This window comes from Roseomonas mucosa ATCC BAA-692 (assembly GCF_000622225.1).
Taxonomy (GTDB): Bacteria; Pseudomonadota; Alphaproteobacteria; order Acetobacterales; family Acetobacteraceae; genus Roseomonas; species Roseomonas mucosa.
In genome coordinates this window covers 38,663-59,119 of the sequence record NZ_JHWD01000004.1, presented here as the reverse complement: position 1 = coordinate 59,119, position 20,457 = coordinate 38,663, and the positions used below count along the sequence as shown (strand labels likewise).

Genomic DNA, 20,457 nt, shown 5'->3' with positions numbered 1-20,457 from the left:
GGCCCGTATGCCGAAGATGACGTTTATCGAGCGTGACGGCACGCGGCGCGAGGTGGATGCGCCGCTGGGCCTCAGCGTGCTGGAGATCGCCCATCGCCATGGCGTGGATATCGAGGGCGCCTGCGAGGGCAGCCTCGCCTGCGCGACCTGCCACGTGATCGTGGACGGTGCCTGGTTCCCCAGGCTGGCCGAGCCGACCGAGGACGAGGAGGACATGCTCGACCTCGCCTTCGACCTGCAGGAAACCTCCCGGCTCGGCTGCCAGATCGTGATGTCCGAGGCGCTGGACGGGCTGGTGGTGAAGCTGCCGGCGGCGGGCAAGTAGGCGCGCCATCGCGGGCGGAGGATGTCGCGGGATGCCGCAGCAGCAGATCGAACCCTACGGCGCGCCGGGCGGCCTGTTCCGGCGCCTGCGCCAGGGGGCGGCGCCGGAATGGGAGGCCTATTGCTGGCATCCCTTCGTGCGGGGGCTGGCCGAGGGCACGCTGCCGCTCCCGGCCTTCCGGCACTACCTGGTGCAGGACTATCTCTTCCTGGTGCAGTTCGCCCGCGCCCAGGCCCTGGCCGTGGTGAAGGCGGAAAGCCTCGCCGCGATGCGCGAGAAGAGCGCGGCGGTGGACGCCATCCTCGGCGAGACCCGGCTGCACCTGGAATACTGCGCCGGCTGGGACCTGTCCGAGGACGACATCCTGGCCCGGCCCGAGGCGGTCGAGACGGTCGCCTATACGCGCTGGGTGCTGGACCGGGGCTTCGCGGGCGACATCCTGGATCTGGAGGTGGCGCTCGCCCCTTGCACCGTGGGCTATGGCGAGATCGCGCTGCGCATCGAGGCGCACCCTGCCAGGCGCCGCGGCGGCAATCCGTATGAGAGCTGGATCGCCATGTATGCGGGCGAGGAGTACCAGGCCCTGGCGCGTTCCGCGGCCGCGCGGCTGGATGCGCTGGGCGCCAGCCATGGCGGTGAGGCGCGCCTGCCGCTGCTGACCCGGACCTTCGCCGAGGCCTCCCGGCTGGAGGCGGATTTCTGGGCCATGGGCCTGCGCGCCGCGCCCGCCACCGGAGGCATCGCCGCCGAGGGCGCGCTGTCGGAGATCGGCTGATGCGTATCCTGGTCGCCATGTCCGGCGGGGTGGACAGCAGCGTCGTGGCCGGGCTGTTGCAGGAAGCCGGGCATGAGGTCGTCGGCGCCACGCTGCAGCTCTACGACCACGGGGCCGCCGTATCCCGCAAAGGAGCCTGCTGCGCCGGGCAGGACATCCACGACGCCCGGGACGTGGCCGACCGGCTCGGCATCCCGCATTACGTGCTGGACCGGGAAAGCCGTTTCCGCGACGCGGTGATCGCGGACTTCGCGAACAGCTATGCGCGGGGCGAAACCCCCATCCCCTGCGTCCGCTGCAACCAGACGGTGAAGTTCCAGGACCTGTTCGGCCTCGCCCGGGACCTGGGCTGCGAGGCCCTGGCGACCGGACATTACGCGCAGCGCATCGAGGGGTCATCCGGGGCGGAGCTGCACCGCGCCGTCGATCCGGCGCGGGACCAGTCCTATTTCCTCTTCGCCACCACGCGCGAGCAGCTGGCCTTCACGCGCTTCCCGCTGGGCGCCATGCCCGACAAGGCCGCCGTGCGGGCCGAGGCGGCGCGGCTGGGCCTCGCCGTGGCGGAGAAGCCCGACAGCCAGGACATCTGCTTCGTGCCCGCCGGCCGCTACCACGAGACGGTCGCGAAGCTGCGCCCCGAGGCGGCGCAGCCCGGCGAGATCGTGCATCTCGACGGCCGCGTGCTGGGCCGCCACGAGGGGCTGGGGCGCTTCACCGTGGGGCAGGGGCGGGGTCTCGGCACGGCCGCGCGTGACGGCGAGGAGCCGATGTACGTGGCGGCCCTGGATGCCACCCGGCGGCGCGTCGTGGTGGGGCCCCGGGCCGCGATTCCACAGACGGTGGTGGAGGCGGGCGAGGTGAATTGGCTGGTCCCCCCGCCCGACGGCGAGTTCGTCGCGCAGGCGAAGTTCCGCGCCCGTGAGGTGCCGCAGCCTGTGCGGGCGCGCTGGGACACGGCGCGCGGCCTCCTTGCCGTCACGCCGGACCTGCCGGTGATTGCGGCGCCGGGGCAGGCGCTGGTGCTCTATGATGGGGAGCGCGTGCTCGGCGGTGGATTCATCCGCCGGGCAGCCGTTGACAGGAACGGCGCGGCGGCCTAATTCGCGGCCCACCGGTTGGCGGCGTAGCTCAGCGGTAGAGCAGGGGAATCATAATCCCTTGGTCGGCGGTTCAAATCCGTCCGCCGCTACCAACCAGTCTTCCTGAATATCCTCGAAAACACGTTGCCCCGGTGCCGGAAACGGCAACTGGCCCGCAACATGAAGATGCGGGCCTCCTGCTTCGGCTCTTGGCGCGTTCTGCCTCAGCCCGCCATAAGGGCCGGCTCGCTTTCCGGGGCCAGGATCGCGGGATGCAGCGAGGCCATCGTCATGGAAGGCGATGCCGTATCGAGCGCGCGCAGCAGGCTGGCCATGCGGCTCAGGATCAGGGTGGCGGCCGAATGGTCCGCCTCGAAGGCTTCGGCGGCCAGTTGATCGACCCGCTCCGCGAGATCGACCAACGTAAGATGACGCGGATTTTCCATGTCGGGAACGCCGGGCTCCTCTCCGCCATATCCCGAAGGGGAATGGGTGCGGTGCGGAAAAGATTAACATCCGGTGAAGCGATGACGAAGAAAAAACCGCTACCCAGGGTTCATGAACCTATGAGTTTCCAACAATCCACAATTGCGCGAAACGCCGGTCCCGCGTCGTCGCATTTGCTTGCGCGAGTCCGGCGCCCGGCATCCCTGCCGGGAGGCTTCCGCTAGGCCTCCGCAACCGCCAGCGCGGCGCGCCAGACCCGCAGGAAATTGCCGGACCAGAGCAGCTCCAGCGCCATCCGATCATAGCCGCGGCGCGCCAGTTCGGCGGTCAGGCCCAGGGTCTCGCCGGCATGGCGCCAGCCCTCTACCCCGCCACCGCCGTCGAAGTCGCTGGACAGCCCGACATGCCCGATGCCGATGCGGCGCACCGCATGGTCCACATGGTCCGCCATGTCGGCCACGGAGGCGCGGAACCGGCCATCCGCATCCGGCGCCCGCAGGAAGGCCGGGACGGCGGTGATCTGCGCGAGGCCGCCGACCTGCTTCAGCATGTCGAGCTGCTCGTCGTCCAGGTTGCGCGGGTGCGCGCGCAGGGCGGCGCAGCAGGTATGGGTGGCAAGCACCGGCGCCTTCGAGATTTCCGCCGCCTGGAAGAAGCTGCTGCGGGCGATGTGCGACATGTCCACCATCAGCCCGAGCCGGTTCATCTCCCGCACCGCCTGCCGGCCCAGCTCGCTCAGCCCGCCATGCAAGGCGGGGCCGTCCCCAAGGTCGGGCCGGGGCCGGGCGGCATCGGAAAGGTCGTTGTGCCCGTCATGCGTGACGGTGACGTAGCAGGCGCCGAGATCGCGCCACAGCTTCAGCCGCGACAGGTCGTGCCCCATAGCATTGCCGTTCTCCACGCCCAGCAGCACGGCGAAGGCGCCCTCGGCCTGCGCTTCCGCCAGCTCGTCCGGCGTGGTGACGAGGCGGTGCTCCGCATCCGCCGTGGCGCGGATGGCGCGCAGCATGGCCTCGGCACGCTCCCCGGCGGCGGCATGGCCTTCCGGTGTGCGCGGGCCCTGTGGCGTATAGGCGATGAAGACCACGCCCTTCAGCCCGCCGGCCCGCATCTTGGGGAAGTCCACCTGCCGCGGCGTCTCGCCATGCGGGTCGGGCATGTCCGGCCAGGGGATGTCCACATGCGTGTCCAGCGTTGGCAGCGACGCATGCAGGGCGGCGATTTCCGCTTCGGCGGGGCGGGTGATGGGGGCGTCCATGGCAGTCCCGTTCAGATGGTGCGGGCGCGGCTGATGCGCGCGATGATCCCGGGCAGGGCGGCGGGGTCGAGCCAGCGGAACACCGCGACGATGCGCGTCGCCGGCTCGACCCAGATGACGTTGCCGCCCGCGCCCTGGGCGAAGAGGCTTTCCCGATCGGCCTCCGGGAAGCGGCCGGAGCGGTTCAGCCACCACAGCAGGCCGTAATCCTCGTGCAGCGGGCAGGGGGTGCCACTGGCCGCCACCCAGCCGGGCGGCAAGATGCGCCGGCCCTCCCAGATCCCGCCTGCCAGCATCAGCAGCCCTAGTCGCGCCTGGTCCTCCGCATGGGTGCGGAGGCCGCCGCCCCAATGCGTACCGCCGGGGACGGAAAGCGCCGTGCGCCCATTGGGCAGGGTGACGGAGGCGGTGCGGTAACCGTCCCAGGACCACTCCCCGCTGCCGCCGGCCGGGCGCATGATCCGCTCCGCCCAGACCTCCGGCAGCGGCCGGCCGAAGCGCAGCATCAGGGCCAAGGACAGGGCGTTCACCCGGACGTCGTTGTATTCCCAGTGGGAGCCGGGCGGTTCCAGCGGCCGCTCCCAGCCCTTGGGCGCCTTGCCCTCGCGCTGCAGGTCGCGGCCACGGTCCAGCACGTCGGACTTGCCGTGCAGTGTGCCTTCCCACTCGCTGGTCTGGGTCAGCAGCATGCGCCAGGTGGCGGCGCCGTTGCGCGGGCCGGCGAAGGCAGGGTCGGAGACGCCGGCCGAGACCGGCTCGTCCAGGTCGCCGATCAGCCCGTCCAGCACGGCGATGCCCGCCAGCATGGAAAGGCAGGACTTGGCGACGCTGAAGGTCCGGTCCGCCTGCCGCGTGTCGCCCCAGCGGGCGGCGACGCGGCCATGGCGAAGGATCAGCCCATTCGGCGCGCCGCGCGGCTCGACCGGGCCCAGGATCTCGTTGCCCGGCGGCGGCTCGAAATGGCCGGAGGCGAGATAGGCCGGCAGGTCGCGGGGGAAGGGGCTTTCCTGCGTTCGCGCCCAGGCGGTCGCCTCGGCGAGTCGGGCGGGGTCGAAGCCCAGGGTCTCGGCCGCGCCCTCGGGCAGGGCGGCGGGGTGTGGCGGTGGGAAGATCATTGCCGGCAGCCTCCGCCCGATCGCCGCTTTGGGGAAGACCCCGGGCGCGGGAAAGGCCATGGACGGCGGGGGCGCCGGATTTTTCGCCCGTTCGCCCGCCGGGCTCAGGGTTTTTCAACCGTTTGGCGCTTTGCTGTCCGAGATGGACCCTTGCCGCAGACAGACCGCCGCGCAGACAAGTCAGGATCACCGAGACATGCGACGCTTTCTTCCGGAGGGCGGCCGCACGGCCCGGCCGGTGCCTCCACGCCACTTCTTCCTGGCTGCAAGGGCCCGGCGGGCGGGAGGCAACCCATGACCTTTCCAGGCAGCCAGCCCGGAGCCGGGACGGTGCCGGAGGTGGAGCATGACCAGGCCGATCGCCACGAGCGCTACGTGACCTTCGCCCTCGCCGCGGCGGAGCTGCTGGTGGAGATCCGCCCCGACGGCACCATCACCTATGCCGCCGGCAGCTTCGAGCAGCGCTTCGGGCAGCCGCCGGACACCTTTCTCGGCGCCCCCCTCCGCCGCCTCCTGGCGCCCGAGGAGCGGGAGCGGCTGGAGGACGCGCTCATGCTGCTGGGCGCGCAGAAGCGCGTTCCCCCCATGCTGTTCCGCCTGCGCACCCGCGACCGGCGGCCGATGCTGCTTTCCGGCCTGCCTTTCGCGCACCGCCAGGGTTTGCGGTTCTGCCTCTGCCTCTCGGCCGTGCCGGAAGGGATGCCGGACCTGTCCGGGGAGACCGAGCTGGGGCCGGATGCTTTGGCCCGGGCCGCGGAGCAGCGCCTGCGGGAAGGGGAGGCGGCCTCCTCCATGGGCTTTCTCGAACTCGACGAGAACGGGAGCGACATCCTGAAGCAGATCCGCGAGGCGATGCTGGCCGCCGACGATGGCGACGGCGTGGCGGGGAGGCTCGCCCCGGGGCGCTACGGGATCGTGTCCGGTGGCGGGATGCCCGCCCCCGCGAGGGAGGGCGGACCGGAACGCGACGAGACGGGCCGGGGCCGGGCCGGCGCCGCCGGCGATGAGGGACTGTCCGGGGAGCAGGCGGAGTTCGGCCTGAAGGGTGGCATGACGGATCTCGCGAGGCTGGCGGCCAGGGTGGAGGCCGCACTGGCCCGGGGCGGCCGCGAGGCACGGCTGCGCGCGCTCGACATGCCGCTGACGGCGCCCGGGCTCAACGCGGTCCAGGCCACGCGCGCGCTGCGCCACGCGCTGAGCGCCTTCGCGCAGGAGGGGCAGGAGGGGCTGAGCGACTGGGGCTTCGACCAGGGGCTGGAGGGCTTCCTCGCCTCCGCCACCCTGCGCAGCGAGGCGATGCGGCGTGCCCTGGCGGAGCGGCGCTTCCACATGGCCTACCAGCCCATCGTCGGCCTGCAGGATGGCCGCGTACACCACTACGAGGCCCTGCTCCGCCCCCGCCCCATCCAGGACCTGCCGCTGAAGGGTCCGCAGGAGTTCGTGACCTTCGCCGAGGCCATCGGCCTGGCCGAGGAGCTGGACTGGGCGGTGCTGCACAGCGTCGCCCAGGTGGCGCAGCGGCCGGCCGCGCCGCGCATCGCCGTCAACCTGTCCGGCCTGTCGCTGCAAAGCGCGGCCTTCCGGCGGAAGCTGGAGAGCCTGCTCGATGCCTGGCCGCACCTGGCGGAGCGGCTGCTGGTGGAGATTACCGAGACGGCGCAGATCGGCGACGAGGACGAGGCCATCCGCAGCGTGCAGTTCCTGCGCGACCGCTGGGTGGCGGTCTGCCTCGACGACTTCGGCGCGGGGGCCGCCGCCTTCCGCTACCTGCGCGCCTTGCAGGTCGATTTCGTGAAGCTGGACGGTGCCTATGTCCAGGGCGCGCTGCGCAGTGCGCGCGACCGCAGCTTCGTGACGGCGATCGTGGAACTGTCGCACTCCCTGGGTGCCTCGGTGGTGGCGGAGCGGATCGAGACCGAGGCCGAGGCCGGGTTGATGCGGGAACTGGGCGTGAGCTTCGGCCAGGGCTTCCACTTCGGCCGCCCGGGACAGCTTCCCAGTCCGCAGGGCGGAGAGCCGGGAGGCCGTCCCGACTAAGGCCCGCGGTGCCCGATGGCCGACCCCGATCGGCCGATCCCCGTTGGCTGATCCGCGTTGGCTGATCCCCGTTGGCTGATCCCGGGGGGCATCCCCCTGGCGGCTCCCGCACGGCATTGGCAGAGGCCCGGGCTCACCCCACATGGGCGGCATGACCGATCCCGTCTCCCGAACCCTTGAGACGGCCATCCTCGGCGGTGGCTGTTTCTGGTGCTTCGACGCCGTCTACCGCAACCTGGAGGGCGTCGCCTCCGTCGTTTCCGGCTATGCCGGCGGCGTGGTCCCGCATCCGACCTACGAGCAGGTCTGCGGCAAGCGGACCGGCCATGCCGAGGTCGTGAAAGTCGATTTCGACCCCGCCGTCATCTCCTACGCCGATATCCTGCGCGTCTTCTTCACCATCCACGATCCCACAACCAGGGATCGCCAGGGTGCCGATGTCGGGCCGCAGTACCGCAGCGTCATCTTCGCCACGTCGCCCGAGCAGGAGCGCGTGGCGCGGAAGGTGATGGCGGAGGTGGCCGAGGCCGGCCTCTACCCGGCGCCACTGGTCACGGAGCTCGCCCCCGCGCCGGAATTCTGGCCCGCCGAGGCGGAGCACCAGGACTATTTCGCCCGCACCCCCTGGTCGGGCTATTGCCGGGCGGTGATCGCCCCGAAGGTGGCGAAGTTCCGCAAGAGCTTCGCCCACCGGCTGAAGGAGCGCGCGGCATGAGTGGAAAGGATCAGGTGATGGACCAGGAGGCGGCCCGCCGTTCGGAGGAGGAGTGGCGCCACTGCCTCCTGCCCCAGGCCTATCGCGTGCTGCGCGAGCACGGCACGGAACGCCCCGGCTCCTCGCCCCTGAACGGCGAGAAGCGGGCGGGCACCTATCATTGCGCCGGCTGCGGCGCGCCGCTTTTCGACTCCGTGACGAAGTTCGAGAGCGGCACGGGCTGGCCCTCCTTCTTCCGGCCCGTCGAGGGCGCGGTGGCCACCACGACCGACCGCGCCCATGGCATGGTGCGGACCGAGGTGCATTGCGCGAGCTGCCACGGCCATCTCGGCCATGTCTTCCCGGACGGCCCGCCGCCGACCGGGATGCGCTTCTGCATGAACGGCGTGGCGCTGCGCTTCGAGCCGGCGCCGGATCAGCCGGCGGGCTGACCGCCCATCGCGGCGCGTGGCGGGGGCTGTCCTCCGCCTCGCAACCTCTCGCGCCGCGCCATCCTGTGCTAGTGTCGGCGCATCGGCCGGGGGGGAGCGCAGATCCCTCCCCGGCACCGGCAATCCCCCGGGGGAGGACAAGGTCCCATGCGCTTCAAGAGCCTGGCCGGCGGCCTGACCGGGCTTGCCCTGCTGTCCGCCCTGCTGCCGCAGGCGGCGCGGGCCTCCTCGGCGGACCTCGTCTTCGTGCTGAATTCCGGCGAGGCGAACATCCAGCTCCTGGACGGGCGCAGCCACGAGGAGATCCGCCGCATCCCGGTGTTGCGGGAGGTCCACCACCTGACCCTGACGCCGGACCGCAGCCAGATCCTGGTCGGGGATTCCGGCGGCAACGAGATGCTCTTCCTCGACCCCGCGACCGGGGCGGTGCTGCGGCGGGAACGGATCAGCAATCCCTACCACCTCGCCTTCACGCCGGACGGGAAGCGGCTGGTGGTGACCAGCCTGCGCCGCGACCAGGTGGACATCTATGGCTGGGACGGTCAGGCGCTGAGCCTGCAGGGGCGGCTGCGGGTGGGCGACATGCCCAGCCACCTGGCCTACAGCCCCGACAGCCGCTTCGCCTATGTCACCCTGCAGGGGGAGCGCAGCATCGCCGCCGTGGACCTGGATCGCCGCGAGGTCGCCTGGACCCAGGAGGTCGGGCGCGATCCCGCCGGCATCCACTGGCATGACGGCAAGCTCTTGGTGGGCGCCATGGGGCAGGACTTCATCTCGGTGGTGGACCCCGGGACCCATGCGGTGGAACGCCGCATCACGGTCGGGCGCGGCGCGCACCAGATCTTTCCGTCCCCCGACAACAGCGTGATCTATGTCACCAGCCGCGTGGACAGCCGCATCACCGCGCTGGACCCGAAGGACCTGTCGGTGAAGCGGGTCTACGAGACGCCGGGCGGGCCGGACGACATCACCTTCGACCCGCAGGGCCGACTCTGGGCCACCCTGCGCTGGGTGGCCAAGGTCGGCATCCTCGATCCGGCCACGGGGGAGATGCAGACGGTGCGCGTCGGCCGTTCGCCGCACGGCATCCTCTACCGCGCCGCCGATCCGGCCCTGGCGCAGGATGCCCGCGCCACCCCGCCGCAGCCGCGCTGAGGCCGGCACGATGCGCGGCATGGCGCGCCCGTTCCTGGCCGGTTGTCTGGCCCTCCTGGCCGCGTTTCCGGCCCTTGCCCAGCCGGCGGCGCAGCCTCCCGCCTGCCGCGGCACGGTCTATCTGACCATCGACACGGGCTGGTCGCGGGAGGCCGAGCAGATCGCGGCGGTGCTGCGGCGCCGCGGGGTGCGGGCCACGCTCTTCGTGGCGGACGAGCCGACCTTCCACGGCGACCGGACCCTGGGCCCGGAATGGGCGGGCTTCTGGCGCGCCCGGGCGGCGGAGGGGCATGTCTTCGCCAGCCACACCTGGCGGCACTGGTACTTCACCAGCGACCCCGCCCCGGGGAAGGTGCGCTACGCCTCCCGCCAGCGGGATGGCGGCAGTACGGTGCTGGACGGCGCCGAGCTCTGCGAGGAGCTGCGCCGCCCGGTCGAGCGGCTGCGCCAGATGGTGCCGGAGGCGGTGGTGCTGCCGCTCTGGCGCGCGCCCGGCGGGCGCACCACACCCAATGCCCTGGCCCTCGCGCGGCAATGCGGGCTGCGGCACCAGGGATGGAGCGCCAACGGCTTCCTGGGCGACGAGCTGGACAGCGACCGGACCCCGAACGCCGCGCTGCTGGCACGCGCCCTGGGTTCCGTGCGCGAGGGCGAGGTGATGCTGATGCACTGGGGCGTGCGGTCGCGGCGGGAGCCTTTCGCCGGGGTGCTGGAGCCGCTGATCGCCGGCCTCCAGGAAAAGGGGTTCTGCTTCGAGACCTTGCCAGTCACGGGAAAGAACTGACGGCGGCACGGCAAGATCCGGCATTTTCCTGACGCGAAGCTGACAAAAACGCTTCGTGAGCGGGATTGTCCAACAACCGGGCGATGAAGACCAATTCATGCCCTGGACATGTTCTCTTCTGCCGCTATGAGGGGCCGCCAAAGATAAGAGGGGGCGGTGCCGCGGCATGTTGAGCGTTACCTTGCTGGCCTATGCCATGATCGTCGTCTTCATGGTGCTGGTCATGAGCGGCCGGGTCTCGGCCCTGATCGCGCTGATCCTGGTGCCGCTGGCCTTCGGCGCCCTGGCGGGCTTCGGGGGCGACCTCGGCAAGATGTCGCTGGACGGCATCCGCACCTTGGCGCCGACCGGCGTGCTGCTGCTCTTCGCCATCCTGTATTTCGGGGTGATGATCGATGCCGGGCTGTTCGACCCGGTGGTGCGGCTGGTGCTGAGGGCGGTGAAGGGCGATCCGGTCCGCATCGTGGTGGGCACCGCCATCCTGGCCCTGGTGGTCTCGCTCGATGGCGACGGCTCCACGACCTACATCATCACCTGCTCCGCCATGCTGCCACTGCACCGGCGGCTGAAGCTGGACCCGCTGATTGCCCCCTGCGTGATCATCATGGCGGCGGGCGTGACCAATGTGGCGCCCTGGGGCGGGCCGACGGCGCGCGCCGCCTCGGCGCTGCATGTCGATCCGAATGCGCTCTTCGTGCCGCTGCTGCCCTCGCTGCTCGCCTGCGCGCTCTGGGTGGTCTTCACCGCCTGGTTCCTGGGGCGGCGGGAGCGGGCGCGGGTCGGCGTCCTGTCGCTGCGGGAGCTGGACCACGTCGAATCCCCGCTGGGCGGCTTCGTGGACACGGATGGCGGCGAGGATCACCGCCGGCCGAAGCTGCTGCCCTTCAACGCGGCGCTGACGGCGGTGCTCATGGCCTGCCTGATCGCCGGGCTGGCGCCGGCGCCGCTGCTCTTCATGGTGGCCTTCGCCATTGCCATGCTGGTGAACTACCCGACGCTGGAGCAGCAGAAGGCCCGCATCGCCTCCCATGCGCCGAACGTGCTGGCGGTGGTGTCGCTGATCTTCGCGGCCGGCGTCTTCACCGGCGTGCTGTCCGGCACCGGGATGGTGGAGGCGATGGCCAAGAACGTGGTGGCGCTGATCCCCGAAGGCGCCGGCCAGTTCCTGCCGCTGGTGACGGCGGTGGCGAGCCTGCCCTTCACCTTCTTCATCTCCAACGATGCCTTCTACTTCGGCGTGGTGCCCATCCTGGCGGAAGCGGGGCGGATCTACGGCCACACGGCGGAAGCCATCGGCCGCGCCTCGCTGGTGGGGCAGCAGGTGCACCTGCTGAGCCCGCTGGTGCCTTCCACCTACCTGCTGGTGTCCCTGGCCGGGGTGGAATTCGGCCGGCACCAGCGCTTCACCCTGGGCTGGGCCTCGGCCAGCGCCCTGGTGATGCTGCTGATCGGCGCCCTGACGGGGGCGATCCCGCTTCTCTGACCGGATGGGAGGGCCATCCCGCATGGCCTTCCCGATACGGTGGCGTTACGCTCGCGCCATGCTCGATATGCTGACCGATGCGCTGGATGGCGCCACCGGCTGGTTCTTTGCCATGATCCTGCAGCCCGGCCTCTATGCGGCGGGGCTGATGGGGTGGGAGGAGGAGGCCTATCGCTGGGCGGGCTTCCTGCTGCTGGGCCTGCTGCAGGTGGCCGTGGTCTATCTCGTCTGCCGGCCGCTGGAGGCCTGGCAGCCGGTGGAGCCGCGCCACGACCGCCGCGCCATCCGCACCGATGTCGTCTATACGCTGCTGGCGCGGCTGGGCATCCTGCCTCTCATCGCCTTCGCCCTGTTCACGGGCGTCGAATCCCGGATCAGCGGCTGGCTGGCGGAAGCGGGCTATGTCTCGCCCTCGCTGGAGGTGCTGTTCCCGCCGCTGCGCGACTGGCCGGTGCTGACCTTCCTGCTCTATGTCGTGGTGCTGGATTTCGGCGAGTACTGGCGCCACCGGCTGCAGCATGCCCTGCCCTGGTGGTGGGCGCTGCACGCGATCCATCACGCGCAGACGCAGATGACCTTCTGGACCGATGACCGCAACCACGTCATCGACGACCTGATCGGCGCGGCCTGGGTCGGCGGCATCGCGCTGCTGATCGGCATTCCGCCGGAACAGTTCCCGCTGGCCTTGCTGATCCTGCGGCTCGCCGAGGCCATGTCGCACGCCAATATCCGGATGTCCTTCGGGCCCCTCGGGGAGCGGCTGGTGGTCTCGCCACGCTTCCACCGGCTGCACCACGGGGTGCTCGCGGCAGGTGAGGCGGGGCGCAACTTCGCCGTGCTCTTTCCGGTCTGGGACTGGATCTTCGGCACGGCGGACTGGCGGCGCGATCATTTCCCCGTCACCGGGGACCCGGATGCGCCGCGCGGCTTCGCGCAGGGTGGCTGGTGGCGGCACCAGGTGGACGGCACCCGCCGTTTCTGGCGCGCCCTGCGTGGCTGAGGCGCGGGCCCGGCGGTCGCTGGAAACCTGTCCGCGCCACCCCTGGGGGCGTGCCGCGACGAAAGGGGGCTGCAACCATTCCGTCACGATGACGCTTGCTGCGTCATCGCACCGGCTCGCGGCGGCGCGACTCCTCCAAAGGCACGGCCGCCCGCGGCTCTCGCCATCCCGGCGGGGGCCGGGGCGATCCTGGCCCGGGGATTGCCTGTCTTGTTACGGACCCATCGAGATGCGGCCGCCACGCCGCGGGAGACGACACGCCCATGCTGATCCGTGCCGGCTACAACCTTGCCTTCGAATGCCCTTCCGCGACCCCGATGCTGCTGCTGATCAACGTGGTGCCGGACCGCGAGCCGGACCTGCGTTCCCCGGTCGCCGTGCAGTTCCATTCCACCAGCGGGCAGGCCGTGCCCTGGCGCATGTACCGGGACGGGTTCAACAACGTCGTCACCCGCATCGTCGCGCCACCGGGACGGCTGACCATCTCGGCGGATTTCCTGGTGCAGGACAGCGGCCTGCATGATCCGGTCGTGCCGGATGCCGTGCAGCACCCGGTGGACGAGCTGCCGGACGAGGTCCTCGTCTTCCTGCTCGGCAGCCGCTATTGCGAGACGGACAAGCTCTCCAACCTCGCCTGGTCGCTCTTCGGCCAGACCCGGCCAGGGTGGGAGCGCGTGCAGGCGATCGTGGACTACGCGCACCAGCGCATCCAGTTCGGCTACCAGTACGCCCGCGCCACCAAGACGGCCTGGGAGGCGCATGAAGAAAGGCAGGGCGTCTGCCGGGACTTCACGCATCTGGCGGTGACCCTGTGCCGCTGCATGAACATCCCCGCCCGCTACGTGACCGGCTATCTGGGCGATATCGGCGTGCCGCCGGTGCCGGACCCGATGGATTTCTCGGCCTGGTTCGAGGTCTATCTCAGCGGCCGCTGGCACACCTTCGACGCCCGCCATAACAAGCCGCGCATCGGGCGCATCCTGATGGCGCGGGGGAGGGATGCGACGGACGTGGCGATCTCCACCTCCTTCGGCACTGCCTGGCTGGCGCAGTTCGACGTGATCACGGAAGAGGTCCCGGGGGGGTAGCGCCATCCCGCCGGGGCGGTGTGACCCCCGGTGCCTGCGCCGGGCCGTCCGCCGGGTCGGTTCAGCGCGGCCCGCCCGGCTTGTCGGGCGAGCCGCAGCCGCAGTCCCGCGAGTCCGGCGGCGGCGGTGGCGAGGCAGTCTGCGCGCTGGCGAGGCAGGGCAGCAGCAGGATCAAGGCAAGCACGAGAGCACGCATCTGGAGTCCCCGGTCGCTGTGGGACGGACAGGCTAGAGCAGATAGCTACGGGATGGCACGGCCTGGAAGCGCGGGTTCATACCGCGAACGAACAGGTAGGCGATCGGAAACCGCGGATAGGCCGGAGATGCAAGCCGGGCCGGAAATCGGCGGGAGTGGAATTATGGGTGACGACGCTGAGTCCGAGAACCGTCCGGCCGGGGACACGGCAAGGCCGCATGTCCACCCCCGGTCCGCGCTCATCAGGACCCAGCGCCGTCCCCTGTGTTTCCTATCCCTAAACTCGGCCCGTTTCCGGTTACCGATGACGCTGATCATACAGTCTCTAATGTCTTATACAAGATGCCGTGATGATTTTTTCTGTGTCGTTACGAAACTTTTTTGGGCCGAGGGGCGTGTCCAATCGGACGCCGGGAGGGCTGTCCTGAGCCCGTCCCGGCTCATGCGGCGCATTGCGGCACGAAGCGTGCTACATACATAGGCTCCGAGCAACCGATGCGATGATTCGAGTTGGAGACGCAGTGAGCGACTTTCCGCCCTCTTCCGATGGCCGTCCCGACGCGCGGCCCCTCTACGCGCAGGTGGAGTCGATCCTGAACGCCCGCATCGCCGCCGGTGAGTGGCAGCCGGGCCATGCGCTTCCTTCGGAGCCCGAACTGGCACAGGAGCTCGGCGTCTCGCATGGGACGGTCCGCAAGGCGCTGGATGCGCTGGAGCGACGCCACCTGATCGAGCGGCGCCAGGGCAAGGGCACCTTCGTCGCCCGCCAGACCAGCGAGCGGGCGCGGTTCCATTTCTTTCCGGTCCGCGACCTGCAGGGCCGGCAGGTCGAGCCGACCTCCACCGCTCTGTCCCTGGTGACCACGCCCGCCACGGAAGAGGAACGCGCCGCCATGCACCTGCCCGCCGATGCGCTGCTGCACCGGGTCCGGCGGCTGCGCGCCAAGGACGGCGTTCCCTTCATGCTGGACGAGACCAGCATGCCCGCCGCCGTCTTCCCGGATTTTTCCGTCCCTGCGGGGCGGGAGCCGATGGATGAGCTCTATGTCGTCTACCAGAAGCGCTACGGCGTGACGGTGGTGCGGTCGGAGGAGCTGCTGAGCGCCGATGGGGCCTCGCCCGAGGTCGCCGCCGTGCTGGAGATGCCCGCCGGCGCGCCCGTGCTGATCATGGAGCGCCGGACCTTGGATGCGGGCGGCCGCATGGTGGAACGGCGGACCTCCTGGCTGAACACCGCCCGGCACCGCTATGTCTCGGTGATGGAATAGGGCCGCCGCGGCCGGTGGCGCCTCCGCCGGCGGTCCGGGGCGGGCAGCCGTTTCCGGAGCCGCCTGCGCCGTGCCGGGGCTGGCACCGCTGCACCCGCGTTCCATCTGTTAGTCTTCCAATGGCCACGAGTACCCCCGCCATGCGATCCAACTGCGTTGTGCTGCGGACCGAACCCCCGTCCCGTATCGCCCCCGGGCCGGATGCGCCGGCCCTGGATCTCTGGTCGCGCCTCTGCCGCGATGCGAGCGGCGCGGCGGCGAGCGACCCGATCCTGGCGCAGCCCATGGCTGTCGCGGTGCTGCGCCATTCCTCCTTTCCGCAGGCCCTGGGGCACCGGATCGCGCGCAAGCTCGCCGATGCCGAACTGGATGCGACCGCCCTGGCGGGACTGGCCTGCGAGGCCTTTGTCGCCGATGCCGCCATTGTCGCTGCGGCCTCCACCGACCTGCTGGCGGTGCGCGACCGCGACCCGGCCTGCCCGGACCTGCTGACGCCCTTCCTGCACTTCAAGGGCTATCTCGCCCTCCAGGCGCAGCGCGTGGCGCATTGGCTCTGGCTGGCCGGGCGGCAGCACCTGGCGCTCTACATGCAGAGCCGCAGCGCCGAGGTCTTCGCCGTGGACATCCATCCGGCGGCGCGCATGGGCAAGGGCATCCTGCTCGACCACGGGACAGGCGTGGTGATCGGGGAAACGGCGGTGGTGGAGGATGACGTATCGCTGTTGCAGGGCGTGACGTTGGGTGGCACCGGCAAGCACCATGGCGACCGTCATCCCAAGGTGCGCCGCGGCGTGCTGATCGGCGCCGGCGCCAAGATCCTCGGCAACATCGAGATCGGGGAGGGCGCCAAGGTCGGTGCCGGCTCCGTGGTGCTGCATCCGGTGGCGCCCTACACCACCGTGGCCGGGGCGCCGGCCAAGCCGGTTGGGCGGAACACCACCTTCCCCGGCCTGACCATGGACCAGACGCTGCAGCCGGACTACTCCATCTGAGCCGTCCGGCGCGCCGGAGCCGCCGTCAGTCGTGGTAGTCGATGGCTGGCAGGCTGGAGAGTTCCGCCTTGGTCATGTTCAGCGTCACGCGCCGTTCCCCGGCGGCGATGCTCAGCCTGTCCAGCGGTACGGCAACGTATTTCGTGTTCAGCCCCAGGTCGCGCTCCACTTCGATCACCACGGTGACGATGCGGCCGGTGGACGGGTCGATCACCAGATCCTCCACCTCGCCGACCTCGACCCGGTCAGTGGTATAGACGTCGCGATCAATAAGCCGGTTCGCCAGCAGGTGCGACGGTTCGATGCGCTGCATGGCGGGGCTGCCCTGGGCCAGGGCGGGTGAGGGGGCGGGGATGGCCAGAAAGGCCGCGGCGGCTGAAGCCAGCAGGAAGGTGCGCATCTTGTTCCGTCTCCCGGTGACATGAGGCGAGGAAACGCGCGCCGGTGAAGCCGGGTTGCCCGGCGGCCGCTTCACGGCCGCAGTACCAGGAAGACCAGCGCGCCCGCCGCCAGCAGCCAGAGCGGGCTCATCCGCGTCAGCACCAGCATCAGCGCCGAGAGACCCGCCACCGCCCAGGCCAGCACGCCCCCTTCGGCGGCGGAGAGCAGGGTATAGGAGGCGGCCAGCACCATGCCGGCAGCCACCGGCGCCAGGCCCCGCTCCACCGCGATCTGCCAGCGGGCGCCCCGGTTCCGCGCCCAGACCATCGCCAGGGCATAGACCAGCAGCGAGGAGGGCACGAAGATCGCGAAGGAGGCGACAAGCGCCCCCGCCCAGCCCGCGACCTCCCAGCCCACCAGCGTGACCAGGAGCGAGCCGGGACCGGGCGTCAGGCGCGACAGGGCGTAGAGGTCCAGGAAGCGGGCATCCGTCATCCAGCCATAGACATCGACCGACTGGCGGTGGATGTCCGCCACCACGCTCTGGCCGCCGCCAACCGACAGGAAGGAAAGCGGCACGAAGACCAGCAGCAGGCGGAGGAGCGGGTTCTCCGGCACCTCGTTCAGCTCCCGCGCCGCAAGCCGTGCGTGGCCCAGGCGATGCTGACAGGGGCCAGGGCCAGCACGACGTAGAGCAGCGGCAGGCGCAGCAGCGCGATCCCGGCGAAGCTCGCGGCCAGGATCAGCGCCGGGACCGGGGAGCGGGCGGCATTCCGCCCGGCGCGCAGCCCGGTCTGGAGCGAGAGGCCGATCGCCGCCGCGGCCACGCCGGGCATCATCGCGTGGATGGCCGGGTTCTGCGACAGGTGCCGGAACAGCGCGGCGGCCGCGATGGCCACCAGCATCGCCGGCACCACCATGCCGCCCGCCCCGGCCAGCGCGCCCCGGCCGCCCCGGAGGCGGTAGCCGATCCAGATCGAGAGATTGACCGTGTTGATGCCGGGAAAGGCCTGCGACAGCGCCAGCCCGCTGAGGAATTCGCGCTCGTCCAGCCAGCGGCGGTTCTGCACGAACTCCCGCATCATCCAGCCGCTGAGGCCGCCGCCGAAGCTGGTCAGGCCGATCTTGGCGAAGGCCAGGAAGATCTCGCGGAGGCCTGGCGGGGCCGGAGAAGCCGGCGCGCTTTCCGGAGGCGGGGAAGGCCGCTCGCCACCGGCCGGCGTGACCTCCGCGAAACCCGCCATGCGATCCGTTTCCTCACCCTTGTGGCGGCAAGCCTGCGTCCGGCACGGATGGGCGGCAAGATACCGGCGGATGAAGGAGAGGAAGGAAAATGGCCCCGTGGCGGGGCGGCTCCCTTTGGGAGAACCGCCCCGGTGCCGGGAACCGTCCGGCCTTAATGCAGCACCATCCCCGTGAAGGGCGGCACATAGGCCTGCAGCGTCACCAGCAGGCCGACCAGCACCGCCAGGGCGATGGAATGAAAGAAGACGTAGCGCAGGATGTCGCCCTCATGCCCGAACCAGTTCGTGGCGGTGGAGGCGACCACGATGCTCTGCGCGTCGATCATCTTGCCCATCACGCCGCCCGAGGAGTTGGCGGAGGCCATCAGCACTGGCGAAAGCCCGAGCTGCTCCGCGGTGATCCGCTGCAACCCGCCGAACAGCACGTTGGAGGCGGTGTCGGAGCCGGTCAGCGCCACGCCCAGCCAGCCCAGCAGCGTGCCGAAAAGGGGATAGAGCATCCCCGTATTGGCGAAGGCCAGGCCCATCGTGGCGTCCAGCCCCGAGTAGCGGGTGAGGTAGCCCAGCCCCAGCATGGCGGCGATGGTGATCAGCGAGTAGCGGACCCGCCAGATCGTGGCCCCGTATTCGCGGATCAGGGCGAGGGGCGAGAAGCCCATCAGCAGTCCGCCCAGCACCGCGGCCGCGAGGATTCCCGTGCCGGTCATGGACAGCACGCCGAAGGCGAAGACGGCGCCCTCCGGCACCGGCGCTGCCACCACCGGCGGCACCTTGACCACCATGCGGTGCAGCCCCTCGATCGGCAGGCTGGCCGACCAGATGCCGTTGAGCAGGCCCCGCGTGCCTTCCAGCCCCCAGAGGAAGACGAAGACCGTCAGGATCAGCCAGGGCATCCAGGCCCGCAGCAGCGCCCCCTGGTCCGCCACGGCCGCCCCGCCGCCCGACATGCGGGCCACGGGCGGCGCATCCACCATCTCGGCCCCATGACCGGTGCGGGCCATCGCGGCGCCGCGCAGCCCTTCCCCGGCGGCCACCGAATCGTCCCGGCCGCGCAGCGAGGGGTCCTTCCAGATCCGGCGCGGCCGCCAGACGCGCATGAAGCCGATCAGGCAGCCCATCGAGACCAGTGCCGCGATCACGTCCACCAGGTAGGGGCCGTGGTAGTTGGCGACCAGGAACTGCGGCACGGCGAAGGAGACGCCGGTCACCAGGATGGCGGGCCAGACCTCCAGCATCCCGCGCCAGCCGGCGAAGGCCCAGATCAGCCAGAAGGGCACCAGCAGCGAGAAGAAGGGCAGCTGCCGCCCGATCATCGCCGAGAGCGTATAGACATCGAGCCCGGTGACCCCGGCGAGCGCGATCACCGGCGTGCCCAGCGCGCCGAAGGCCACGGGGGCGGTGTTGGCGATCAGCGACAGGCCCGAGGCGGCGAGCGGCGAGAAGCCCAGGCCGATCAGCAGCGCCGCGGTCACGGCGACCGGCGTGCCGAAGCCGGCCGCGCCCTCGAAGAAGGCGCCGAAGGCAAAGGCGATCAGCAGCAGTTGGAGCCGCCGGTCCTCGGTGATGCCGCCGATGGAGCGCTGAAGGATCTCGAAGGAGCCGTTCGCCACCGTCAGCCGGTAGAGGAAGATGATGTTCAGCACGATCCAGCCGATCGGGAAGAGGCCGGACATGATCCCCAGCAGCGTGGCGCGCCCGGCGATGCCCACGGGCATGCCGAAGACGAAGACGGCGACGACGAAGGCCACCACCAGGGCCGAGATCGCCGCCCAGTGGGCCTGGATCTTCAGGAAGGCCAGGGCGATCAGCATGGTGGCGACGGGGATGGCCGCCACCAGGGCGGACAGGAGGATCGACCCGAAGGGGTCGTAGGACTGGTTCCACGGCATTCTTGTTGGTTTCCCTGGATGGTGCTTTCCGCGCTGTCGTTGGGACCCCGACGAATCGGTGTCCGGCACCGCATGATGCACCAGTTGGGCCGTGGGACAGCCAGATACGTTTCGAGACTTGAACCTTGGGGGGCGCGGGGCGACATCCATGCCATGAACGAGGAATCGCGTCGTCCGCCCCTGCTCGACATGACGCCCGAGGGGGATTTCCGCACCCCGAAGCCGCCCGGCATGCTCGAACGCGTGTTGCTGCGCGTGGGCGGGGCCGCCGCCCTGGTGGCGGTGGTCGCCATCGGCCTGACCATGGCCGCCCTGGCCTTCGTGGTGCTGGGCCTGCTGATCCCCGTGGTTGTGGTGGCGGGGCTGGTGGCCTTCGTCACGCTGTGGTGGAAGATGCGGCAAGCCCGCCGCTACGGTCGTCCGGCCTTCGTGGTGATGCGGCGCTGACGGCGCCACCCTCCTTCCGTCCCGATCCCGCGCGGCTCTACGAGGTCCGCTCCGACGGCATGCCCTTCACCCAGGGCAGGGCGGAGGACGCGGAACAGGCCGCGCGCCTCCGTCTCGCACGCTGGTGCTGGGCGGGCTCCGTGTTGCTGAACGCCCTGGTGGCCGGGGTGGTGGTGCTGGCCTACCTGCTGCTGCCGCGCCGATTCGGCACCTGGTTCGGCCTGCTGCCGATCCTCTCCGTCCCGACCCTGGCCTTCGCCTTCCTGGTGCTGCGCCCAAGGCGGCCCCGGCGCCTGCACCGGGTGCGCCCGGACGCCTTCCGCTAGCCTCCGCCTCACGAAGGCAGGG

The 20,457-nt window shown here is 70.7% G+C and carries 23 protein-coding genes and 1 tRNA gene; 16 read left to right on the top strand and 8 right to left on the bottom strand.

The genetic code is table 11. The features are described 5' to 3' along the window. Positions 1–7: 7 nt before the first annotated feature. The 4 genes from BT98_RS0107100 (at position 8) to BT98_RS0107085 (ending at position 2,292) form a co-directional block, all read left to right on the top strand. Positions 8–325 (top strand): ferredoxin family 2Fe-2S iron-sulfur cluster binding protein, encoded by a 318-nt coding sequence (locus BT98_RS0107100; protein WP_019459746.1) that lies wholly within the window; start codon positions 8–10, stop codon positions 323–325. 31 nt (positions 326–356) lie between these two features. Next, positions 357–1,100: a thiaminase II gene (tenA, locus tag BT98_RS0107095; RefSeq protein ID WP_019459745.1), complete on the top strand. Its 744-nt coding sequence runs from the start codon at positions 357–359 to the stop codon at positions 1,098–1,100. After that, positions 1,100–2,200: a tRNA 2-thiouridine(34) synthase MnmA gene (gene mnmA, locus BT98_RS0107090; RefSeq protein ID WP_019459744.1), complete on the top strand. Its 1,101-nt coding sequence runs from the start codon at positions 1,100–1,102 to the stop codon at positions 2,198–2,200. The genes tenA and mnmA overlap by 1 nt, the downstream gene beginning before the upstream one ends. Before the next feature lie 17 nt (positions 2,201–2,217). Beyond that, a tRNA-Met gene (locus tag BT98_RS0107085) sits at positions 2,218–2,292 on the top strand. Positions 2,293–2,403: 111 nt separating this feature from the next. Here BT98_RS0107085 and BT98_RS0107080 read toward each other — a convergent pair. From BT98_RS0107080 to BT98_RS0107070, 3 genes are all read right to left on the bottom strand, one after another. Next, a complete protein-coding gene (locus BT98_RS0107080) occupies positions 2,404–2,625 on the bottom strand; it encodes a hypothetical protein (RefSeq protein WP_147292470.1) in 222 nt (73 codons plus the stop codon). A 221-nt stretch (positions 2,626–2,846) separates the two neighbouring features. Then, entirely contained in the window at positions 2,847–3,884 is a 1,038-nt protein-coding gene (locus BT98_RS0107075; protein WP_019459742.1) for a dipeptidase, read from the bottom strand. Between the two features lie 11 nt (positions 3,885–3,895). Next, on the bottom strand, positions 3,896–4,999 hold the full coding sequence (locus BT98_RS0107070) for a serine hydrolase domain-containing protein (RefSeq protein WP_019459741.1): 1,104 nt from the start codon (positions 4,997–4,999) through the stop codon (positions 3,896–3,898). Between the two features lie 294 nt (positions 5,000–5,293). Between BT98_RS0107070 and BT98_RS0107065 the strand changes: the two genes are divergently transcribed. The 8 genes from BT98_RS0107065 to BT98_RS0107030 all read left to right on the top strand — a co-directional run bounded on the left by BT98_RS0107065 (position 5,294) and on the right by BT98_RS0107030 (position 13,692). Next, positions 5,294–7,036, top strand: a complete 1,743-nt coding sequence (locus BT98_RS0107065) for an EAL domain-containing protein (protein WP_019459740.1) — start codon at positions 5,294–5,296, stop codon at positions 7,034–7,036. 142 nt (positions 7,037–7,178) lie between these two features. Further along, the gene (gene msrA, locus BT98_RS0107060) at positions 7,179–7,751 is read left to right on the top strand and encodes a peptide-methionine (S)-S-oxide reductase MsrA (protein WP_027297183.1); all 573 of its coding nucleotides are present in this window, start codon (positions 7,179–7,181) and stop codon (positions 7,749–7,751) included. A gap of 17 nt (positions 7,752–7,768) precedes the next feature. After that, positions 7,769–8,182: a peptide-methionine (R)-S-oxide reductase MsrB gene (msrB, locus tag BT98_RS0107055; protein WP_019459738.1), complete on the top strand. Its 414-nt coding sequence runs from the start codon at positions 7,769–7,771 to the stop codon at positions 8,180–8,182. A 147-nt stretch (positions 8,183–8,329) separates the two neighbouring features. Beyond that, entirely contained in the window at positions 8,330–9,337 is a 1,008-nt protein-coding gene (locus BT98_RS0107050) for a YncE family protein (RefSeq protein WP_019459737.1), read from the top strand. A gap of 19 nt (positions 9,338–9,356) precedes the next feature. Then, positions 9,357–10,121 carry a polysaccharide deacetylase family protein gene (locus BT98_RS0107045; protein ID WP_026032962.1) on the top strand — a complete coding sequence of 255 codons (765 nt, stop codon included), beginning with the start codon at positions 9,357–9,359 and terminating at the stop codon, positions 10,119–10,121. A gap of 166 nt (positions 10,122–10,287) precedes the next feature. Then, positions 10,288–11,604, top strand: a complete 1,317-nt coding sequence (locus tag BT98_RS0107040) for a CitMHS family transporter (RefSeq protein ID WP_026032961.1) — start codon at positions 10,288–10,290, stop codon at positions 11,602–11,604. A 58-nt stretch (positions 11,605–11,662) separates the two neighbouring features. After that, positions 11,663–12,604, top strand: a complete 942-nt coding sequence (locus BT98_RS0107035) for a sterol desaturase family protein (RefSeq protein ID WP_019459734.1) — start codon at positions 11,663–11,665, stop codon at positions 12,602–12,604. 263 nt (positions 12,605–12,867) lie between these two features. Next, on the top strand, positions 12,868–13,692 hold the full coding sequence (locus BT98_RS0107030; RefSeq protein WP_019459733.1) for a transglutaminase-like domain-containing protein: 825 nt from the start codon (positions 12,868–12,870) through the stop codon (positions 13,690–13,692). A 61-nt stretch (positions 13,693–13,753) separates the two neighbouring features. On the opposite strand, the gene BT98_RS28390 is transcribed toward BT98_RS0107030, so the two are convergent. Next, positions 13,754–13,888, bottom strand: a complete 135-nt coding sequence (locus tag BT98_RS28390) for a hypothetical protein (RefSeq protein ID WP_255346339.1) — start codon at positions 13,886–13,888, stop codon at positions 13,754–13,756. 521 nt (positions 13,889–14,409) lie between these two features. On the opposite strand from BT98_RS28390, the gene BT98_RS0107025 reads away from it, so the two are divergent. Further along, positions 14,410–15,156: a GntR family transcriptional regulator gene (locus BT98_RS0107025; protein WP_019459732.1), complete on the top strand. Its 747-nt coding sequence runs from the start codon at positions 14,410–14,412 to the stop codon at positions 15,154–15,156. 140 nt (positions 15,157–15,296) lie between these two features. Further along, positions 15,297–16,148: a serine O-acetyltransferase gene (gene cysE, locus BT98_RS0107020; RefSeq protein WP_019459731.1), complete on the top strand. Its 852-nt coding sequence runs from the start codon at positions 15,297–15,299 to the stop codon at positions 16,146–16,148. A 25-nt stretch (positions 16,149–16,173) separates the two neighbouring features. Here the strand turns inward: cysE and BT98_RS23520 are convergent, their stop codons facing one another. The 4 genes from BT98_RS23520 to BT98_RS0107000 all read right to left on the bottom strand — a co-directional run bounded on the left by BT98_RS23520 (position 16,174) and on the right by BT98_RS0107000 (position 19,662). Next, entirely contained in the window at positions 16,174–16,548 is a 375-nt protein-coding gene (locus tag BT98_RS23520) for a PRC-barrel domain-containing protein (RefSeq protein WP_019459730.1), read from the bottom strand. Positions 16,549–16,619: 71 nt separating this feature from the next. Then, positions 16,620–17,147, bottom strand: a complete 528-nt coding sequence (locus BT98_RS0107010) for a chromate transporter (RefSeq protein ID WP_019459729.1) — start codon at positions 17,145–17,147, stop codon at positions 16,620–16,622. Positions 17,148–17,152: 5 nt separating this feature from the next. Further along, positions 17,153–17,773, bottom strand: coding sequence for a chromate transporter (locus tag BT98_RS0107005; RefSeq protein ID WP_019459728.1), 621 nt, complete (start codon positions 17,771–17,773; stop codon positions 17,153–17,155). 152 nt (positions 17,774–17,925) lie between these two features. Continuing rightward, the gene (locus BT98_RS0107000) at positions 17,926–19,662 is read right to left on the bottom strand and encodes an L-lactate permease (RefSeq protein ID WP_019459727.1); all 1,737 of its coding nucleotides are present in this window, start codon (positions 19,660–19,662) and stop codon (positions 17,926–17,928) included. Positions 19,663–19,815: 153 nt separating this feature from the next. Between BT98_RS0107000 and BT98_RS0106995 the strand changes: the two genes are divergently transcribed. Together BT98_RS0106995 and BT98_RS0106990 are read left to right on the top strand one after the other, a co-directional pair. After that, positions 19,816–20,109 carry a hypothetical protein gene (locus tag BT98_RS0106995; RefSeq protein ID WP_019459726.1) on the top strand — a complete coding sequence of 98 codons (294 nt, stop codon included), beginning with the start codon at positions 19,816–19,818 and terminating at the stop codon, positions 20,107–20,109. A 59-nt stretch (positions 20,110–20,168) separates the two neighbouring features. Beyond that, on the top strand, positions 20,169–20,435 hold the full coding sequence (locus BT98_RS0106990) for a hypothetical protein (RefSeq protein WP_019459725.1): 267 nt from the start codon (positions 20,169–20,171) through the stop codon (positions 20,433–20,435). Positions 20,436–20,457 lie beyond the last annotated feature (22 nt).

What these genes read in the sequence shown, in the direction of transcription:
- BT98_RS0107100 (WP_019459746.1), top strand. Translation starts at nt 8, where the DNA reads ATGCCGAAGATGACGTTTATCGAGCGTGACGGCACGCGGCGCGAGGTG.
- tenA (WP_019459745.1), top strand. Translation starts at nt 357, where the DNA reads ATGCCGCAGCAGCAGATCGAACCCTACGGCGCGCCGGGCGGCCTGTTC.
- mnmA (WP_019459744.1), top strand. Translation starts at nt 1,100, where the DNA reads ATGCGTATCCTGGTCGCCATGTCCGGCGGGGTGGACAGCAGCGTCGTG.
- BT98_RS0107080 (WP_147292470.1), bottom strand. Translation starts at nt 2,625, where the DNA reads ATGGAAAATCCGCGTCATCTTACGTTGGTCGATCTCGCGGAGCGGGTC.
- BT98_RS0107075 (WP_019459742.1), bottom strand. Translation starts at nt 3,884, where the DNA reads ATGGACGCCCCCATCACCCGCCCCGCCGAAGCGGAAATCGCCGCCCTG.
- BT98_RS0107070 (WP_019459741.1), bottom strand. Translation starts at nt 4,999, where the DNA reads ATGATCTTCCCACCGCCACACCCCGCCGCCCTGCCCGAGGGCGCGGCC.
- BT98_RS0107065 (WP_019459740.1), top strand. Translation starts at nt 5,294, where the DNA reads ATGACCTTTCCAGGCAGCCAGCCCGGAGCCGGGACGGTGCCGGAGGTG.
- msrA (WP_027297183.1), top strand. Translation starts at nt 7,179, where the DNA reads ATGGGCGGCATGACCGATCCCGTCTCCCGAACCCTTGAGACGGCCATC.
- msrB (WP_019459738.1), top strand. Translation starts at nt 7,769, where the DNA reads ATGGACCAGGAGGCGGCCCGCCGTTCGGAGGAGGAGTGGCGCCACTGC.
- BT98_RS0107050 (WP_019459737.1), top strand. Translation starts at nt 8,330, where the DNA reads ATGCGCTTCAAGAGCCTGGCCGGCGGCCTGACCGGGCTTGCCCTGCTG.
- BT98_RS0107045 (WP_026032962.1), top strand. Translation starts at nt 9,357, where the DNA reads ATGGCGCGCCCGTTCCTGGCCGGTTGTCTGGCCCTCCTGGCCGCGTTT.
- BT98_RS0107040 (WP_026032961.1), top strand. Translation starts at nt 10,288, where the DNA reads ATGTTGAGCGTTACCTTGCTGGCCTATGCCATGATCGTCGTCTTCATG.
- BT98_RS0107035 (WP_019459734.1), top strand. Translation starts at nt 11,663, where the DNA reads ATGCTCGATATGCTGACCGATGCGCTGGATGGCGCCACCGGCTGGTTC.
- BT98_RS0107030 (WP_019459733.1), top strand. Translation starts at nt 12,868, where the DNA reads ATGCTGATCCGTGCCGGCTACAACCTTGCCTTCGAATGCCCTTCCGCG.
- BT98_RS28390 (WP_255346339.1), bottom strand. Translation starts at nt 13,888, where the DNA reads ATGCGTGCTCTCGTGCTTGCCTTGATCCTGCTGCTGCCCTGCCTCGCC.
- cysE (WP_019459731.1), top strand. Translation starts at nt 15,297, where the DNA reads ATGCGATCCAACTGCGTTGTGCTGCGGACCGAACCCCCGTCCCGTATC.
- BT98_RS23520 (WP_019459730.1), bottom strand. Translation starts at nt 16,548, where the DNA reads ATGCGCACCTTCCTGCTGGCTTCAGCCGCCGCGGCCTTTCTGGCCATC.
- BT98_RS0107005 (WP_019459728.1), bottom strand. Translation starts at nt 17,773, where the DNA reads ATGGCGGGTTTCGCGGAGGTCACGCCGGCCGGTGGCGAGCGGCCTTCC.
- BT98_RS0107000 (WP_019459727.1), bottom strand. Translation starts at nt 19,662, where the DNA reads ATGCCGTGGAACCAGTCCTACGACCCCTTCGGGTCGATCCTCCTGTCC.
- BT98_RS0106995 (WP_019459726.1), top strand. Translation starts at nt 19,816, where the DNA reads ATGAACGAGGAATCGCGTCGTCCGCCCCTGCTCGACATGACGCCCGAG.
- BT98_RS0106990 (WP_019459725.1), top strand. Translation starts at nt 20,169, where the DNA reads ATGCCCTTCACCCAGGGCAGGGCGGAGGACGCGGAACAGGCCGCGCGC.